Below are 17,846 nucleotides of genomic sequence, written 5' to 3'. Positions count from 1 at the left end.
CTGATTGACGACGAGCGCAGAGCTCTTCACGATGTCGGCGTCGATCCTTTCCTCGGCGCCCGCACGGAAGCACCACACACTGGTGGCCCAGTTGCCGGCGTAGTACCGCATTGCCGGAAGGAACGAAATCTTCTCGGGGAACATGTTTCCCACGATGACCACCGCCACCGCGAGGATCACGAGGGCCAGCAGCACCGGCGAGTGAAGATCGATGGCCCGGACCGCGCCGTAGTGCCCGAACAGATAGAACAGCGAGAAGATGAAGAACACGTTCCACTCCAGGGGGACCCCCATCGGGAGGTTGGAAATGATGTTGAGATGGAACAGCACCATGAACCCGATCAGGAACCACCGCCACGGCTGATCGCCGGCAAAGAAGACCAAAACCGTCGGCACCACGAATTCCGCTGTGGTGCCGCCAACGTGGGCCATCAGCTTGGGCACCAGGGACGGCCGTAGGTCGTTGACATGGTCGAGGTAGAGCAGGTGCTTCAGCGGATTGAACAGCCGGCCTCGCAGCAGCGCGTTGTTGCTCGTCATCACCGCCACCACGTAGGGGAAATGGTGGTTGAGCTTGGAAACCGCTGCGCCCCACCACAAGCAGAGCATGATGAGCTTGAAGGCCGCGATCTGATCGGTGAACGGGAAGAAGAACACGAACAGCTTCAGCCAATAGTGCTCACCGCGGGCGGCCAAAAAGACCGTCTTGTCACGGAGACCCAACAGGGCCAGCGCCACGATCGTCGGGATGACCCGGACGGGATCGATCAGGCCGACATCGCCGGCGGTGGTGACCGGCCCGCCGTGACCGGGCGACAGCAGCGCCCACACCCCGCCGATCAGAACGATGGCATACAGCGCGACATCGACGGCGGTGCGGGTGTCACCACGGGTGAGCGGAACCTTGTCGGGCCAGGCCGGTAGCCGAATCGTGTTGGGCCGCAACCAGTAAAGAATGCCTCCGATCGGCGGCATGAACCGCCCGGTCAGCGGCCCGGATCCGCAGCCGAGGCCCGTGACCTCGAACAGCAACGTGAAGATGACGACCTTCTGGTAGACGATGGGTTGCGTCCACCAGTCACCGATGTGGCCCAGACCGCCCAGACCGGGGGTGAGCGAGATGATCGCGGCGGGCGCGGCGATGTACAGGACGATCTTGAGCAGGTACAGCAGATACACCGCATACGGCGTCCCGAAGCCGTGTTCCGCCCAGTGCCGGGTCACGACTTGCAGCCGGGTGGCCCGGGGCAACGTGTGCCAGGTGCTGCGATCGACATCCGGAAGTTCCGGTGACATGAATCCCATGGGGCGGCCTCGTTCCTGTCGGAAAAACCAGCTGGCCCATCGAATGTATCGGCAGGGCCCAGGCCTGAACCACACCACAGGCCGGGCGAAAAGCCGAAACACCATGACAGAGGTGCCACCCCGGTCGCTACCATCGAGGGACTCGACTCGGCCCCTCAAACCCCAAGTGGCCTCGCGCGAGCGTTCAGGGAGGAACGTGACCGACAGCGACAACCCCGACGATGGGGACATCGGCAAATTCGACCCCGTCTTGACCCAGCGCCTGATGGCGGTGATGCGCCCGGTCCTGAAGACCTACTTCCGGTCGGAGGTGCACGGCCTGGACTCGTTCCCGCCCGGCGGAGCGCTGGTCGTCGGTAACCACTCCGGCGGCATGTTCCCCATGGACGTCCCGATCTTCACCGCCCACTTCTACGACAAGCTCGGCTACGACCGGCCGGTCTACACGCTGAGCCACGACATCCTCATGACCGGCCCCACCGCGGACCTGTTCCGACGCACCGGATACATCCGGGCGAACCGGGAGAACGCGGCCGTCGCGCTGCGATCCGGCGGCGTCGTCATCGTGTTCCCCGGCGGCGACTACGACGCCTACCGGCCCACCCTGTCGGAGAACGTCATCGACTTCAACGGCCGCAAGGGGTACATCCGCACCGCCATCGACGCCGGCGTGCCGATCGTGCCGGCGGTGTCGATCGGGGGGCAGGAGACCCAGCTCTACCTGACCCGCGGCACCTGGCTGGCCGAGCGGCTGGGAATCAAGCGCTTGCTGCGCAGCGCCATTCTGCCGTTGTCGTTCGGCTTCCCCTTCGGCCTGAGTGCCGTCATCCCGCCGAATCTGCCACTGCCCACCAAGATCGTGACCCGGGTGCTGGAACCGATCGACATCGCCAAGCGGTTCGGCGAGGACCCCGACATCGACGAGGTCGACGAGTACGTGCGGTCGGTGATGCAGGAAGCCCTGACCGAGCTCGCCGCCAAGCGCCGGTTCCCAATTCTCGGCTGAGTCATGCCAAATCCTTTCAGCGAGACCCTCGGTCTGATCGGCACCATGCGCCGCGCCGGCCTGATCGCGCCCATGCGCCCGGATCGCTATGTGCGGATCGCCGCGGCCATGCGCCGCGAAGGCATGGGCATGACGTCGGGGTTCGCCAGCGCCGCCCAGCGTTGCCCGGACTCACCGGGCCTGATCGACGAACGCGGCGGCCTGACCTGGCGAGCACTCGACGAGCGGTGCAACGCGCTTGCCGCGGCGCTGCAGGGGCTGCCGTCCGGCCAGCCCCGGGTGATCGGGATCATGTGCCGCAATCACCGCGGTTTCGTCGAGGCCCTGGTGGCGGCCGACCGGATCGGCTCGGACATCTTGCTGCTCAACACGTCGTTCGCCGGGCCGGCGCTGGCCGACGTGGTGACCCGCGAAGGCGTCGACGCCGTCATCTACGACGAGGAGTTCACCGCGACGGTGGAGCGCGCGCTGGCCGGCGCGCCCGACGCGGTCCGCATCGTCGCGTGGACCGACGCCGAGCATGAGCGCAGCGTCGAGGGGCTGATCGCCGCCCACACCGGGGCGCAACCGAAACGCACCGGGCGCAAGGGCAAGATGATTCTGCTCACCTCCGGCACCACCGGAACTCCCAAGGGCGCCAAGCAGTCTGGCGGCAACGCGGGAATCGGCACGCTGAAGGCGATCCTGGACCGCACACCGTGGCGGGCCGAGGAACCCATCGTGATCGTGGCGCCGATGTTCCACGCCTGGGGCTTTTCCCAACTGCTGCTCGCCGCGTCGTTCGCCTGCCCGGTGATCACCCGGCGCAAATTCGACCCGGAGGCCACGCTGGACCTGATCGACCGGCACCGCGCGACCGGCCTGGTGGTGGTGCCGGTGATGTTCGACCGGATCATGGACCTGCCCCCCGAGGTGCGGCGCCGCTACAGCGGCCGGTCCCTGCGGTTCGCCGCGGCATCCGGTTCGCGGATGCGACCCGACGTCGTCACCGCGTTCATGGACGCGTTCGGTGACGTGATCTACAACAACTACAACGCCACCGAGGCGGGCATGATCGCCACCGCCACCCCGGCCGACCTGCGCGCCGCGCCCGACACGGCGGGGCGGCCCGCGGGCGGCACCGAAATCCGCATCCTGGACCCGGATTTCAACGAGCTGCCCGCCGGCGAGGTCGGCGGCATCTACGTGCGCAACAACACCCAGTTCGACGGCTACACCTCGGGCACCAGTAAGGACTTTCATGCCGGATTCATGTCGTCGGGCGACGTCGGGTATCTGGACTCCGCGGGGCGGTTGTTCGTGGTCGGCCGTGACGACGAGATGATCGTGTCCGGCGGCGAGAACGTCTACCCGATCGAGGTGGAGAAGACGCTGGCGGAACATCCCGACGTGGCGGAGGCAGCGGTGATCGGCGTGGACGACGAACAATACGGGCAGCGGCTGGCGGCGTTCGTGGTGCTGGAGGCCGGCGCTGGGGCTACCCCCGACATTCTCAAGCAGCACGTGCGGGAGAACCTGGCCAACTACAAGGTGCCCCGCGAGATCACCGTCCTCGACGAACTTCCGCGCGGCAGCACCGGCAAGATCCTGCGCGCGGACCTGCGAGCACGGGTCGACGGCTGATGCGGCTCACCCGGGCGATCAGAAGGCCACGGCCGCTGGCGCGCGCCGCGCTGGAATTGGCCAACGCCGCCAACGGATTACGCCCGCTGGCCCGCAAGGGCTACAGCACGGTGCTGGTGTTCTGGTTCGGCTGGCCGGCCTCCGAGGTGCCGGGCGTGTACTTCTCCGCTTCGCTGGTCGATGCGCTGCGGCGGGGCCGCCGCGGCGACTTCGCGGGACGGCGCGGGAAGGCGGCGCTGGCCCTGACGGCGGCGTCCTGGGCCATCCTGGGCGTGATCAAGTACCGGGGTGTCACCACCCCCGGCCCGGTGCTGGAGGCGGGGTTGCGCGACCAACTCGGCGACGACTACGAAGAGGCGCTCAACTCGCTGCCCCAGACCAAGCCCACCCGCAGCGGACGTCGCACCCTGCCGCTGGGTAATACGGTGGCGCGGCGCCGCTATGTCGAGAAGACGAACGTGGTGTCCTACGGTCCGCACGGCCGCGCCAACCTGGCCGACATCTGGCGCCGCCACGACCTCCCGCGCGACGGCAAGGCGCCGGTGCTGGTGCAGGTGCCCGGCGGCGCATGGGTGATCGGCATGCGCCGGCCCCAGGCCTACCCGCTGATGAGCCACCTGGCCGCGCGCGGCTGGGTGTGTGTCTCCGTCGGCTACCGGGTTTCACCGCGGCACACCTGGCCCGACCACATCGTCGACGTCAAACGCGCGTTGGCCTGGGTCAAGGAGAACATCTCCCACTACGGCGGGGATCCGAACTTCGTGGCGATCACCGGCGGGTCGGCCGGCGGCCATCTGTGTTCGCTGGCGGCGCTGACCCCCAACGACCCGACGTTCCAGCCGGGCTTCGAGGACGCCGACACGTCGGTGGTCGCCGCGGTTCCGGTGTATGGGCGCTACGACTGGTTCTCCACCGAGGGTGAGGGCCGGCGCGAATTCGTGGATTTGCTCCAGAAGTTCGTTGTCAAACGGAGATTCGGCGCCCACCGCGACATCTACGTCGACGCATCGCCGATCCGGCGGCTGCGCGCCGACGCACCGCCCTTCTTCGTTCTGCACGGCCACGACGATTCCCTCATCCCGGTGGGCGAGGCACAGGACTTCGTCGAGGAGCTGCGCGCGGTGTCCAAGTCTCCGGTCGCCTACGCCGAATTACCGCACGCCCAACACGCTTTCGACATCTTCAGTTCCCCGCGGGCGCACCGCTCCGCCGAGGCCGTGGCGCGGTTCTTGTCGTGGGTGTACGCGACGAAACCGCCCGAGCGCGACTGAGGGGCCTCCCCCGCCTCTCGCGGAAGAAGATTTCGGATATTGAAACCGTATAGCGAGATCCCGTGTGTCACTGTGGTTTCAGGGGTCACACACCGGCGGCGGTGTCGGGGCCGCCGCCACGGGCGGCGCGCAGCGCGGGATTGATAGCCGCGGTTTGGGCGGTCGAGCACCGGCGCGGATCGACGGCCGGAACTTGTCGTACCCGGCTGCCATGATGTCGTTATGTCTTTGACCGCATCCGCTGACGCCGTGGTGGTGACTGCGAGCGACCGTCTTGGGGTGTTGTTCGAGGAGTTGGCGGAGTTGAGTGGTCAGCGCAACGCGATTGATGGGCGCATCGTGCAGATCGTCGCCGAGATCGATCGCGACCAATTGTGCGGCGTCACAGGTGCGCGGTCGGTGCCGGCGTTGGTGGCCTGGAAGCTGGGCTGCTCCTCGGGCAATGCCCACACCATCACGACGATCGCTGGCCGGCTGGAGGAGTTTCCCCGCTGCGCCGCCGGCATGCGCGAGGGTCGGCTGTCGGCCGATCAGGTCGGGGTGATCGCCGCACACGCAGGCGAGGGATCCGATGAGCATTACGCGCAACTCGCCGCGGTCGCGACGGTCAATCAGCTGCGCACCGCGGTCAAGCTGGAACCGCGACCGCAACCCCAACCTCGCCCCGAGCCTGGGCCCGAGCGTTCGATCACCACGACCAGCAACGAGGCGGGCAGCTGTTACCGGATCAAACTTCCGCACCACGATGCGGCGAAGTTCGACGCGGCGTTGGCGTCTCATCGTGATGCGCTGCTCGCCGAGTGGAAACGCGATCACGGTAACGGCGGCGGCGCTTCAGACCAGCGGCCGCCATTGCCGAGCACCGCCGACGCGTTTATGCGCCTGGTCGAGGCGGGATGGGACGCCGAGGCCACCCGCCGCCCCCACGGGCAGCACACCACCGTGGTGATGCACTTCGACGTTGCCCAGCGCGCCGCGGCACTGCATCTGGGTCCGCTGCTCACCGACGCCGAACGCCAATACCTGACCTGTGATGCCACCGCTGAGGTCTGGTTCGAACGCCACGGCGAGCCCATCGGCGCCGGCCGGGCCACCCGGATGATCAGCCGGCGGCTGCGCCGCGCCCTCGAACACCGCGACCGCACGTGCGCGGTTCCTGGCTGTGGGGCCACCCGAGGTCTGCATGCTCACCACCTCCGGCACTGGGAAGACGGCGGACCCACCGAGCTGTCCAACCTGGTCTTGGTCTGCCCCTATCACCACCGGTTGCACCACCGGGGCGAGATCACCATCACCGGACCCGCCGACGCTCTCACCGTCACCGACCAGGACGGCCGATTACTGAGCCCGGGATCGCTGGCACGCCCACCCACCCAACCCCCGCCCGCGGTAGCACCCTGCCCAGGACCTACCGGCGAACGCGCCGACTGGTGGTGGTATGACCCCTTCCAACCCCAACCACCACCGACAACCAACTAGCATGTCGAAGCTCAAATACGTTGGGGTATAAGTAATCTTGTTCACACTACCCGGCCGCCCACCGCGTCGTGGGCATCGGGGCCGACATGCAAACCCGCACCGCCGACCCGCTACCCGACCACCTCCGCGACACCTCGACTGCGATCCGCGCCGACATGCGCACTAAGGTGAACCAAGCCGGGATGCATGCGCGTCGCGGGAGCGGAGCTTGACCTCGAACGTGTATCGCGCGAAGCGAATGACTCCAGAATGCATGCTCAGTTCGTACAACCCTGGCTCCGTGAAACCGGCTGGAAAGGAAGCTGTTTCGCACCGTCGGCTGATCATCCCTTGTGCTTCCGGGACGGCGGAGTCAGCGATGCCCAGGATATGTTCGTTTCCCACCGGGTCCTTTAGGGAGAACTCAAATCCGAGCAAGACATTCGGATCAACCGATCCAAACTCCACCAGGAATGCGAGATTGATGTATGTGCTGCAGGGGAATTGAGGCACCCAGAAGTACTCCCAGCCAGCCCCTAAGACATTCCACATGTTGTCCGCGACCTGGATACTATTGGCAGGGAAAAACAGTGGCACTTGGAGGCCATCTGCTATGTCGGCTTCGGTCACTGGTCGGCCCTCGAACGCGAGTACCCCTCCGCCGCCCCCGCCAGCCCCAGGCTCCTCCCCATGCCCGCCCGCAAGGTCGATTGTCATTTGTTGTGCGATCTCACGCGGCAGGCTGGCGATACCCACAATCGTCAATACACCACCTGAACCACCAGCACTACCTGGCCCTTGGCCTCCTTCGCCACCGACTTTGAAGGTGGCGTTTCGGAAATCCATGTGAGTCGATCCCGCTTCGTAAACCGCGACGGTCCACACCAAGGCCTGGATGGCAGCGGTCGGAGCAGTGATTTCGCCTAACTCGCGTGCTTTCTCTTCGTGGGTACGTTTGGTGTCGAACAACCATTCTTCGGTGTAGATCGCGAGATTCGCGGGGGTATCGATCTCCTTGTGGTGGTTTCCGCACATCAGAATGAGGTTCTCGAAGCCGTGCCGTTCCTCGTCGGTCTGCGATGCGAGGTACCTTGGGCCGCCGACACTCTGGGAACGGATGTGGCAAACTTCGCCGACTATTGCTCCGGTTTCAGGCGTCACGATTTGCGTAGGACAGTCCAGGTAGGCGCAGCGGTTCATCGACAGGGCGTAGAGCCGTCGAACGGTGGACTCGCGGGGTCGGTTCAATGTTGGCACGCGACCACCGTAGTGGTCCCCGCACCCTAATAGCGGAAGTGAAACGTCCCCGAGTACATCGCCAGCAGTGCATCACCTCGGTGTTTTCACCAAGGATCGTGGCTGCGCCGCACCGGGCCGCGACATCAAGGGCTACTACAGCGAAGTCCACCACGTCACCGACTACGCCACCTGCCACACCACCGACATCAACGACCTCACCTACGCCTGCGGCACCCACCACCGACTACTCAAACCCGGCGGCTGGACCACCACGAAAAACGCCAAAGGCCACACCGAATGGAAACCCCCACCACAGTTCGACCGTGGACAACCCCGCACCAACACCTTCCACCACCCCGAGAAGCTACTACGCGACGGAGACGACGACGAGGACCCATAGTCGCGAGATCGCCTGCAGGCCTAGCTGGAGCTGTTCTCCCGCGCGGCGGCCTTCTCGAGGTCGGTCAACGCCGGCTCGATCCGATCGGCCATGTCGTCGATGTCGTTGGCCACCTCGGGCGTCGTCACGAAACCGAAGTCCAGGTAGTCCTGGTAGGAGAAGCAGGTGATGTTCAGCGCGACGTCCATCACGGGCGGCCCCAGCGGCACCAGCGAGTCCAATTTGGCGCCGGCCATGTACAGCGGGAACGGCGGGCCGGGCACGTTGGAGACGACCAGGTTGATAGGGGCCAGGTTTCGCGACAAACCACTGGCGGTGTAAGCCCGCGCGGCCAGCTGCAGCAAGCCGGGCGGCGTGGTCTCGGTCAGTCCCATGATCTGATGCGCCGACAGCGCTTTGGCCATCAGCTTGGCGTTCTGGGTGCTCTGGTGGATGGCCTGCAGCCGCTCCCCGGGGTCTTCGATATGGGTGGCCAACGAGACGGTCATCGAGCCCACCTTGTTGCCGACGTCGTCCTTGTTCTCGTCGGTGCGCGTCGACACGGGGATCTGCGCGATGAGCGGTTTGGCGGGCAGCTCACCACGTTTGAGTAGGTAGTCGCGGGCGGCCCCGGCCACCAGCGCCAGCACGACGTCGTTGAGCTTGACGCCGTAGGCGTCCTTGATGACCTTGGCGCGGGCCAGTTCGACGCGGCAGCCGGTGATGCGCCGGTGCGGCGATACCGATGCATTGAAGCGGGTTTTGGGCGCATCGAAGTACCGCGATGGCTTGCTGCTCACACCCAACGCGGCGATCTGTTGACGCACGGTCTGCTCCACCAGCCGCGCGACGCGGAACGGCGTCTTGACGCCGACGTTGATGAGCGCGCCCACCGCCCGCCGCTCGATGCCCGGAATCTGCGATCCCACCAGCGATCCCACCGTTTCCTGTTGCGGCGGCCGCGGTTCCGGCGTGATGTCCAAGAGAATTTCACCTAGGCCGGCGCCCGAGACGCCGTCGACGATGGCGTGGTGCATCTTGGTCAGCGACGCGATCCGGTCGCCCTCGACACCCTCGATCACCCACATCTCCCACAGCGGCCGGGCACGGTCCAGCTTGTAGGACATCAACCGCCCTACCAGTTCCTCGAGTTCGCGCCGGCCGCCAGGCGCCGGGACAGCGATGCGCCGGATGTGGAAGTCGGGGTCCAGGTCCTCGTCCTCGACGAACCACGGCCGGTCCAGGCCGAGTGGCGCCCCGGTGACCCGCCACCGCAGCTGCGGCAGCTCCGGCAGCCGCTCGATGATCAGCTCGCGCAGTCGCTGAAAGCTGTACTCCGGCGCGTCCGTCGGGTCGCAAATCGCGAGCGCGCCCACATGCATGTGCCAGCCCGCGGTTTCGGCCGACCAAAACGCCGCATCGACGCTCGAAAGCCGTTTCATTCCCCGACCGTAGCCCTCCCCGACCCGTCGCACCCAGCAAATTCGCTGGTTGGTCAGGCGTCCTCTAGCAGATCCGGCGTCACCGCCGACTCCGTGTCGGGGATGCCCTCGACCTTCGCCTTGCGGTCGGCCATCGACAACAGCCGCCGAATACGGCCGGCCACAGCATCTTTCGTCATCGGCGGGTCGGCGAGCCGGCCGAGCTCCTCCAGCGACGCCTGCCGGTGCTCGACGCGCAGCTTGCCGGCCGAGGCCAAATGGTCGGGGACGGTGTCGCTGAGGATCTCCAGCGCCCGCTCCACCCGGGCGGCGGCCGCGACCGCCGCCCGCGCCGAGCGGCGCAGGTTGGCGTCGTCGAAATTGGCGAGCCGGTTGGCCGTCGCCCGCACCTCGCGGCGCATCCGGCGCTCCTCCCACACCAGCCGGGTGTCCTGGGCGCCCATCCGGGTCAGCAACGCGCCGATCGCCTCGCCGTCGCGAACCACCACCCGGTCGGCGCCACGCACCTCGCGGGCCTTCGCGCTGACCCCCAGCCGGCGCGCCGCGCCGACCAACGCCAGCGCCGCCTCCGGGCCGGGGCAGCTGACTTCCAATGCCGAGGACCGCCCCGGCTCGGTCAGCGACCCGTGCGCCAGGAAGGCTCCCCGCCACGCGGCTTCGGCGTCACCGACACTGCCGCCCACCACCTGGGCGGGCAGCCCGCGCACCGGGCGGCCGCGGTTGTCGAGCAGGCCGGTCTGGCGGGCCAGCGCCTCGCCATCGTTGGCCACCCGCAGCACGTATCGGGTGCTCTTGCGAATCCCGCTGGCGGACAATACATGTACGACGGCGGGGTATCCGTAAAGCTCGAAAATGTCTTTGCGCAGCCGCCGCGCGACGTTGCCCAGATCCACCTCGGCCTCCACCACGACGCGACCGCCGACGATGTGCAGTCCGCCGGCGAACCGCAGCAGTGACGTGACTTCCGCGCGGCGGGCGCTGACCGACTTCACGACCAGGCGGCTGAGTTCGTCCTTGACTTCGGTCGTCATCGCCACGAGTTGTCACCCCTTGGTCCGCTGCCGGCGGGTCCATTCCCACCTGTTGGTGGGCTTGCGCCGTCGACCCGAATATCCGCGGTGGCCGTGACCGGAGCCGCTTCCGGAGCCTTGTGGGCCGCCCGGACCCCGTCCAGGGCCGCCGCGAGCTTGCCTGGATCATGTAAAGGTGTACCAGGTCGGGCCACGTCGGCGAAGTGGACCTCGGCATGTAGCAGTGTGGCGGTGCGGCGCAGTTGCTCGCGTTCTCGCTCACTCGGCACCCGGCCGGCGTCGATGATGATGTCGTGCACGGTGAATTCCGGTGCGTGCTGGGCCAGCACGTGCAGATGACGTTCGACGGAGAAGCCGGCCGTCTCCCCCGGCTCGGCCACCAGATTGAGCACCAGCGCACGCCGGGCGGTGGACGCCCGCAGCGCCGCCGCCAGCTCGGGCACCAGCACATGCGGGATCACGCTGGTGAACCACGACCCGGGGCCCAGCACCACCAGGTCGGCGGCCATGATGGCGTCGACGGCCTGCCTTGTCGCCGGGGGGTTGTCGGGCAGCAGCCGCACCCGTCGCACCTTGCCCGGGGTGGTCGCGATCGCCACCTGGCCGCGGATCACCCGGAACATCCGCGGGTCGCCTTCCAGACCGGACACGTCGGCCTCGATCTGCAGCGCGATCGGGCACATCGGCAGCACCCTGCCCTTGACGCCGAGGATGCGGCCCAGCTCGTCGAGGGCGGCCACCGGATCGGCCAGCACCTCGGACAGGCCGGCCAGCATCAGGTTGCCGATCGGATGCCCGGCCAGGGCGCCACTGCCGCCGAACCGGTGCTGCAGGATGGTCGCCCACAGTCGCCCATGCGGACTGTCAGATGCCAAGGCGGCCAAGGCCATTCGCAGATCACCCGGCGGCACCACGTCGAGTTCGCTACGCAGCCGGCCGGAAGACCCACCGTCGTCGGCGACGGTCACCACGGCGGTGACGTACGGGGTGAGCCGGCGCGCCGCCGACAACGTCGCATACAGGCCATGTCCGCCGCCGAGTGCGACGATGCCCCGGTTGATCGGCTCGCTCATTCGCGGCCCAGATCCCGGTGCAGCACCCGCACCGACAGCTGGTCTGCACCCTTCTGGGCGTTCAGCAACTGCATCAGTTGCTCGGCGATCGCGACACTGCGATGCTTGCCGCCCGTGCAGCCGATGGCGACCGTCATGTAGCGCTTGCCCTCCCTGCGGTAGCCGTCGACGACCAGAGACAGCAGTCGATGGTAGGCGTCGAGGAACTCGGCCGCGCCGGGCTGGCTCAACACGTAATCCCGCACCGCGGGGTCCTGCCCGGTGCGCGGGCGCAATTCGTCGACCCAGTGCGGGTTCGGCAGGAATCGCACGTCCATCACCATGTCGGCGTCCATCGGCAGGCCGTACTTGAAGCCGAACGATTCGACCGTGACGCTGATGGTCGCGCTGGCGTCACCGCCGAACGCCCGCTCGATGGTCTCGCGTAAGCCACGCACCGACAGCGTCGACGTGTCGATGATCAGATCGGCGGTGGCGCGAACGGAAGCCAGCATCCGGCGTTCGGCGGCAATGCCCTCGGCCAGCGTCTGATCGCCCTGCAACGGATGGCTGCGGCGATTCTGCTCGTAGCGACGCACCAACATGTCGTCGGATGCTTCCATGAACACCACCCGCGGGGCGATGTTTCGGGTCGCCAGCTCGGTGCGCACCGAGTCCAGATCACCGGTGAAGCCGCGCGACCGCACGTCCATCACCACCGCCAGCTGGGTGATCCGCGACCCCGCGTCCATGCCGAGATCGACCATCCGGGTGATCAGCTGCGGCGGCAGGTTGTCGGCCACATACCAACCGAGGTCCTCGAGCACCTTGGCAGCGGTACCCCGCCCGGCACCGGATAACCCGGTGACCAGAACGACGTCGATGCCCGCCGGGGCCTCCATCGAGCGACCCCCCGCCAACTCCCCGGGGCCCGTCATTGCCCGGCCCTGGACTCATCGGGGGTCTGCTCGGGCCGCAGCGCCTCCAGGACGGCGGTGGCGGTGGCGACACCGATGCCGGGAACGGCGGTGATCTGGTCGACGGTGGCCTCCTTGAGGCGGGCAATCGATCCGAAATGGCTTACCAATGCCTTACGGCGATGTTCGCCCAATCCTGGCACCGAATCCAGCACCGATGCCGTCATTCGCTTGGATCGCTTGCTGCGATGGTAGGTGATCGCGAACCGGTGCGCCTCGTCGCGGACACGTTGCAGCAGGTAAAGCCCCTCGCTGTTACGCGGCATGATGACGGGGTCGGGTTCCGAGGGGACCCACACCTCTTCCAGCCGTTTGGCCAGACCGATCACCGCGACATCGGTGACGCCGAGTGCCTCGAGCGCCGCGCTGGCCGCGTTGACTTGCGGCGCGCCGCCGTCGACGACGTACAGGTTCGGTGGATAGGCGAAGCGGCGAGACTTTCCTTCCGGCGAAAGCATATTCGGGTCGTTTTGTTCGCTCAGGTGCCGTGCGAAGCGGCGGCGGGTCACCTCGGCGACGGAGGCGACATCGTCGGAGCGACCCTGCCCGGCCGCTTCCCGGATCCCGAAGTGACGGTAGTCCGATTTGCGCGGCAGGCCGTCCTCGAACACCACCAGGGAGCCCACCACGTCGGTGCCCTGCACGTGGCTGATATCCACACATTCGATACGCAGTGGTGCCTCGGACAGACCGAGGGCTTCCTGAATGTTCTGCAGGGCAGCGGATCTGGCGTTGAAGTCACCGGCCCGCCTCAGCTTGTGTTGCTGCAGTGCTTCTTTCGCGTTGCGCTGCACGGTTTCGGCCAGCGCCCGTTTGTCGCCGCGCCGCGGCACCCGCAACGCCACCCGCGATCCGCGCAGGCCGGACAACCAACTCGTCAGCTCGTCGGCATTGGAGGGCAGGCACGGCACCAGCACCTCGCGCGGCACGGGGTTCACCGATTCGTCTGCGGCGCCTCCCAATTCGGCCTGCTCGCCGTAGAACTGTGTCAAGAACTGCTCGACCAACTGCTCCTCGCCGGAATCGCCGGGGTCGGCGGACTTTTCGACGATCCAGCCGCGCTGACCGCGGACCCGGCCACCGCGCACGTGGAACACCTGCACCGCGGCCTCGAGATCGTCGTCGGCGAAGGCCACCACGTCGGCGTCGGTGCCGTCACCGAGCACCACGGCCTGCTTTTCCATCGCCCTCTTCAACGCGCCGAGGTCGTCGCGCAGTCGCGCGGCCCGCTCGAAATCGAGCCGCTCGGCCGCGGCGTTCATCTGCTGTTCCAGCTCGCGGGCGAATCGGTCGGTCTTGCCGGACAGGAAGTCGCAGAAATCGTCCACGATCTGGCGATGCTGTTCGGCGCTGACCCTGCCGACGCAGGGCGCCGCGCATTTGTCGATGTAGCCCAGCAGGCAAGGACGGTCGATCTGCTTGTGCCGCTTGAACACTCCCGCCGAACAGGTGCGCGCCGGAAACACCCGAGTGAGCAGATCCAGCGTCTCCCGGATGGCCCACGCGTGCGAGTAGGGCCCGAAGTAGCGCACCCCCTTGCGGCGCGGTCCGCGATAGACCATCAGCCGCGGGAACTCCTCGTTGAGGGTGACCGCCAGCACCGGATACGACTTGTCGTCGCGATAGCGGACGTTGAAGCGCGGGTCGAACTCTTTGATCCAGTTGTATTCGAGCTGCAACGCCTCGACTTCGGTGTTGACCACCGTCCACTCGACCTTGGCCGCGGTGGTCACCATCTGCCGCGTCCGCGGATGCAGGCCGGCGACATCGGCGAAGTAGGACGTCAGCCGGCTCCGCAGGCTCTTGGCCTTGCCGACGTAGATGACCCGGCCATGCGGATCCCGGAATCGGTAGACGCCCGGCTCGACCGGGATGGACCCGGGCGCGGGGCGATATGTGGCGGGATCTGGCACAGATCCAGGCTAGTAGCCGCGGACGACGTGCCGAGAAGGGCGGGGCGCGTGGGGGTGCCGGTCTACTGTGGTCCCTACCGGTCGCCCGCGAACGTTTGCAGAGGTTGGAAAGGGTTGGGAGGGTTGGGAGGAGATTTGGCCGTCGAGCCGTCGCTCGCCTGGTTGCTGCAGCCTCTGCCGGTCGACACGTTCCTCGACGAGATCTGGGCGACCAGGTACCACCACATCCAGCGGCGCGATCCGGGCTATTTCGACCGCCTGCTGCCCGGGCCCTCGACCGTCGACGAACTGCTCGAGCATGTGCGGCCAGAGCCGTCGGCCGTGCGCCTGGTAAGGGGCGGCCAGGACAAGGATCCCGCCGGCTACCGCCGCAGCGACGGCAGTCTCGACCCGGACCTCGCCCGCGACGGCCTGGCGAACGGGTACACCATCGTGCTCAACGGTCTCGAGCGGTACCTGCGTACGGTGGCCGCGCTGTCGCATTCGCTCGAGGTCGAGCTGAACTTTCCGACGCGGGTCAACGCCTACGTCACGCCGCCGGACTCCACGGGCTTTGTCCCCCACTACGACCCGCACGACGTGCTGGTCCTGCAGATCCAGGGGTCCAAGACGTGGCATGTGTCCACCGATGCCCCCGTGCCAGCACACGAGATCCAGAGCCGCAAGGGGGTCGGGACCGACGGACTGACGTCGGCGACCGACGTGCGCCTGCGCGCCGGAGATGTGCTGTATCTGCCACGCGGCCAAGTGCATTCGGCCCAAACCCGCTCGGAGCCGTCCGTCCATTTGACGATCGGGCTGCACGCGCCCACCGTGCTGACGCTGATCACGCACGCGCTCTACGCGCTGAGCCTGCGGGATCCCGGGTTGCACACCCGGTTGTCGCCGCGGCACCTGGACGACGCGGGCGTCCGCGCCGGCCTGGGCGACCTGGTGCGCGACGCGCTGCGCACGGTCGAGGAACCGGGGGTCGTTGCGGACGGTCTCGGCGCGTTGGAGGACGTCTTGGTCCGGCGCGGTCGCTGCCCACCGGTCGGAAGTGTCAGCGACACGGTCGGGGTCGACGCGCAGACGCTGGTGCGCAAGCACGAACCGCTCTACGCGCGGGTGACGCGCGTCGCCGATCGGGTCGTCCTGCACTTCGCTCAATTGTCGGTGAATGCCGGCCCCGACCACGAAGCCGCGATGCGGTTCCTCGCCTCGAGGACCGAGCCGTTTCGGGTCGGCGAACTGCCTGGGCTCAGCGCCCCGCAGCAGGCCGGGCTGGTGCAGACGCTGCTCCTGAACGGGTTCCTCGCCCGGCTGTCCAATAGCTGACAATTAGCTTCGCATTTCCGGTGAAAGCCGGGAATCAGCTCCGTATTTACGGTTTGTTTCGGGGTAAACTCCACTACATGCGGATTATTGTCCGCATCGCCGCTGCCCGTATCGATGCGTCAGTTGACCTGGCACCACGCGATATCGGCGTCGGAGCCTTCGAACGAGATCGCAGTTTCGCAACTACGAGGGTGGCCAACGATGACGATGCCGATCTGGGCCGCATTCCCGCCGGAAGTGAATTCGGCGGCGCTCTCCACCGGCCCGGGGCCCGCATCGTTACTGAACTCGGAGGCGGCCTGGCTGGCGTTGAGCGCCGAATACGATACGGCGGCCACCGAACTCAGCGACTTGTTGGCGGAGGTGCAGGCCGGGACGTGGCAGGGCCCTACCGCGGAGGCCTTCGTGGCCGCGCACGTGCCGTACCTGGCCTGGCTCTTACAGAACAGCGCCAACGCCACGGCGGCGGCCCTCGAGCACGACACCGTGATCGCGGCCTACCAGGCCGCGTTGGCGGCCATGCCGACGCTGGCGGAGATAGCAGCCAACAAAGCCCTGAACGCTTCACTGATAGCGACGAATTTCCTTGGTGTCAATACGATTCCGATCGCGCAAAACGAGTTCGACTATTTGCAGATGTGGCTGCGGGCGGCCACCGCGATGGCGATGTATGAAGCGGTGTCCCAGACCGCGATGACGTGGGTCCCGCCCACCGCGCCACCCCCGCCGATCCAGCTGGCCAACCCCCCCAACCAAGATGCGGGCGGGGGGGCAGATCAGCTGAACTGGTGGGTAGATCGCGTGCAAATGGTTGCCCAAGAACTCAACACGGACCTGAGCTCTGGATCCAACCCGTCTACGACCATCCACAGCCTGCTGACCGACCCACTACTCCTCAAGGTTCCGCACTGGGCGGGCGAGTCGCTCTACACCTTCATTCCCCAAGTGCCGCAATTGTCGCAGCTCTCGGTGGGCCTGATCGCCCCCTTCATTCCCGTCGCGGGGGCGGCCGGCCTGGCGGGGCTGGCGGGGTTGGCCGGCGTCGCCCAGCCCGCACCCGCGCTGCCCGGCATGGCGGTCGCGCCGGCTCCGTCCCACCCGGGAGCGCCCGTCGCGATGGCCCCCGGTCTGAGCGCACCCGCCGCAACCCCGGCACCGGCCCCGGCGCCCGCGCCCGCACCGGCGGCGGCCCCGGCATCGATCGCGGCGCCCGCGCCGACGCCCGCGGCCGGCGTCCCCGGTTTCAGTTACCCGTACGTCGTCGGGCCGCCGGGCATCGGGGCCGGCGCGGACATCCGCGCCGGCTCGCGGGCCGAACAGAAGTCGTTCGAGCCCGCCGCTGTCGCGGCAGCGGCCGCACCGGCCCGGCGAGAGCAGGCCAACCGCCGTCGGCGCCAACGACCGGGCCTGATCGACCCTGGGCGCCGCTACGAATACCTCGATGCGGACTCGGACGCGGATCCGGCCGGCAAAACGCAGGTGACGGCCTCGGACCGGGGCGCGGGGCCCCTGGGGTTCGCCGGCACCGCCCACGGGGCGGATGCCGCTCCAGTGGGGTTGACCACAGTCGGCGGCGATTCCCTGGACGACGGACCCCGAATGCCGCTGCTTCCGAGCAGCTGGGGGCCGGAAAACGAGGGTCCGGAAGCAGGACGGGTGGACGCCCCCTGAGTGCCCCGCGCGCGTTGCCGACGGTTTGGGCGGCCTCCGTTCTGGCTACCAAGCTTCTAACTCAACGTTAGAGTGGGGGGCACAGCAATGGAGGGAGTCCGTAAATGATGAAGCGTTCGTGGGCCAAACTGGCCGTCACCGTCGGCGGCCTGGCGTTGGCGT

At 67.4% G+C, this 17,846-nt stretch carries 13 protein-coding genes and 1 pseudogene; 7 read left to right on the top strand and 7 right to left on the bottom strand.

Features of this window, described 5'->3' with window-relative positions; genetic code table 11:
* Positions 1 to 1,305: DUF3556 domain-containing protein (locus Q0W90_RS15990; RefSeq protein WP_297701135.1), on the bottom strand; the 1,305-nt coding region annotated here is incomplete at its 3' end.
* Between the two features lie 196 nt (positions 1,306 to 1,501).
* On the opposite strand from Q0W90_RS15990, the gene Q0W90_RS15985 reads away from it, so the two are divergent.
* The 4 genes from Q0W90_RS15985 to Q0W90_RS15970 all read left to right on the top strand — a co-directional run bounded on the left by Q0W90_RS15985 (position 1,502) and on the right by Q0W90_RS15970 (position 6,684).
* Complete coding sequence (locus Q0W90_RS15985) at positions 1,502 to 2,311, top strand: lysophospholipid acyltransferase family protein (RefSeq protein WP_297596206.1); 810 nt, start codon at positions 1,502 to 1,504, stop codon at positions 2,309 to 2,311.
* 3 nt (positions 2,312 to 2,314) lie between these two features.
* Positions 2,315 to 3,934, top strand: a complete 1,620-nt coding sequence (gene fadD12, locus Q0W90_RS15980; RefSeq protein ID WP_297775202.1) for an acyl-CoA ligase FadD12 — start codon at positions 2,315 to 2,317, stop codon at positions 3,932 to 3,934.
* Positions 3,934 to 5,205 (top strand): alpha/beta hydrolase, encoded by a 1,272-nt coding sequence (locus tag Q0W90_RS15975; RefSeq protein ID WP_297701129.1) that lies wholly within the window; start codon positions 3,934 to 3,936, stop codon positions 5,203 to 5,205. Before fadD12 ends, Q0W90_RS15975 begins: the two co-directional genes overlap by 1 nt.
* A gap of 222 nt (positions 5,206 to 5,427) precedes the next feature.
* Positions 5,428 to 6,684, top strand: a complete 1,257-nt coding sequence (locus Q0W90_RS15970) for an HNH endonuclease signature motif containing protein (protein WP_297596212.1) — start codon at positions 5,428 to 5,430, stop codon at positions 6,682 to 6,684.
* 162 nt (positions 6,685 to 6,846) lie between these two features.
* On the opposite strand, the gene Q0W90_RS15965 is transcribed toward Q0W90_RS15970, so the two are convergent.
* On the bottom strand, positions 6,847 to 7,920 hold the full coding sequence (locus Q0W90_RS15965; RefSeq protein ID WP_297596214.1) for a hypothetical protein: 1,074 nt from the start codon (positions 7,918 to 7,920) through the stop codon (positions 6,847 to 6,849).
* 76 nt (positions 7,921 to 7,996) lie between these two features.
* Between Q0W90_RS15965 and Q0W90_RS15960 the strand changes: the two are divergent.
* Positions 7,997 to 8,302 (top strand): annotated as a pseudogene (locus Q0W90_RS15960) (HNH endonuclease signature motif containing protein); the annotation flags it as partial.
* 20 nt (positions 8,303 to 8,322) lie between these two features.
* Here the strand turns inward: Q0W90_RS15960 and Q0W90_RS15955 are convergent.
* Genes Q0W90_RS15955 through uvrC form a run of 5 tightly spaced genes read right to left on the bottom strand, consistent with a single transcriptional unit; the run spans position 8,323 to position 14,696 of the window.
* Complete coding sequence (locus Q0W90_RS15955) at positions 8,323 to 9,723, bottom strand: wax ester/triacylglycerol synthase family O-acyltransferase (RefSeq protein ID WP_297596216.1); 1,401 nt, start codon at positions 9,721 to 9,723, stop codon at positions 8,323 to 8,325.
* Positions 9,724 to 9,776: 53 nt separating this feature from the next.
* Positions 9,777 to 10,754: a DNA-binding protein WhiA gene (gene whiA, locus Q0W90_RS15950; protein ID WP_297596218.1), complete on the bottom strand. Its 978-nt coding sequence runs from the start codon at positions 10,752 to 10,754 to the stop codon at positions 9,777 to 9,779.
* On the bottom strand, positions 10,751 to 11,815 hold the full coding sequence (locus Q0W90_RS15945; RefSeq protein WP_297596231.1) for a YvcK family protein: 1,065 nt from the start codon (positions 11,813 to 11,815) through the stop codon (positions 10,751 to 10,753). Before Q0W90_RS15945 ends, whiA begins: the two co-directional genes overlap by 4 nt.
* An 8-nt stretch (positions 11,816 to 11,823) precedes the next feature.
* A complete protein-coding gene (gene rapZ, locus Q0W90_RS15940; RefSeq protein WP_297596220.1) occupies positions 11,824 to 12,744 on the bottom strand; it encodes an RNase adapter RapZ in 921 nt (306 codons plus the stop codon).
* Entirely contained in the window at positions 12,741 to 14,696 is a 1,956-nt protein-coding gene (uvrC, locus tag Q0W90_RS15935) for an excinuclease ABC subunit UvrC (protein WP_297699221.1), read from the bottom strand. The genes rapZ and uvrC overlap by 4 nt, the downstream gene beginning before the upstream one ends.
* Positions 14,697 to 14,831: 135 nt before the next feature.
* Here uvrC and Q0W90_RS15930 point away from each other — a divergent pair, with 135 nt between their 5' ends.
* Both Q0W90_RS15930 and Q0W90_RS15925 read left to right on the top strand, forming a co-directional pair.
* Positions 14,832 to 16,013 (top strand): cupin domain-containing protein, encoded by a 1,182-nt coding sequence (locus Q0W90_RS15930; protein ID WP_297596235.1) that lies wholly within the window; start codon positions 14,832 to 14,834, stop codon positions 16,011 to 16,013.
* Positions 16,014 to 16,214: 201 nt separating this feature from the next.
* On the top strand, positions 16,215 to 17,684 hold the full coding sequence (locus Q0W90_RS15925) for a PPE family protein (protein ID WP_297596224.1): 1,470 nt from the start codon (positions 16,215 to 16,217) through the stop codon (positions 17,682 to 17,684).
* Positions 17,685 to 17,846 lie beyond the last annotated feature (162 nt).

Source organism: Mycobacterium sp., from assembly GCF_025933915.1.
GTDB lineage: Bacteria > Actinomycetota > Actinomycetes > Mycobacteriales > Mycobacteriaceae > Mycobacterium.
This window is presented reverse-complemented; position numbering and strand designations above follow the sequence as displayed.

Coding starts and splice junctions, on each gene's coding strand:
- fadD12 (WP_297775202.1), top strand. CDS start 2,315: ATGCCAAATCCTTTCAGCGAGACCCTCGGTCTGATCGGCACCATGCGC.
- Q0W90_RS15975 (WP_297701129.1), top strand. CDS start 3,934: ATGCGGCTCACCCGGGCGATCAGAAGGCCACGGCCGCTGGCGCGCGCC.
- Q0W90_RS15970 (WP_297596212.1), top strand. CDS start 5,428: ATGTCTTTGACCGCATCCGCTGACGCCGTGGTGGTGACTGCGAGCGAC.
- Q0W90_RS15955 (WP_297596216.1), bottom strand. CDS start 9,723: ATGAAACGGCTTTCGAGCGTCGATGCGGCGTTTTGGTCGGCCGAAACC.
- whiA (WP_297596218.1), bottom strand. CDS start 10,754: ATGACGACCGAAGTCAAGGACGAACTCAGCCGCCTGGTCGTGAAGTCG.
- rapZ (WP_297596220.1), bottom strand. CDS start 12,744: ATGACGGGCCCCGGGGAGTTGGCGGGGGGTCGCTCGATGGAGGCCCCG.
- Q0W90_RS15925 (WP_297596224.1), top strand. CDS start 16,215: ATGACGATGCCGATCTGGGCCGCATTCCCGCCGGAAGTGAATTCGGCG.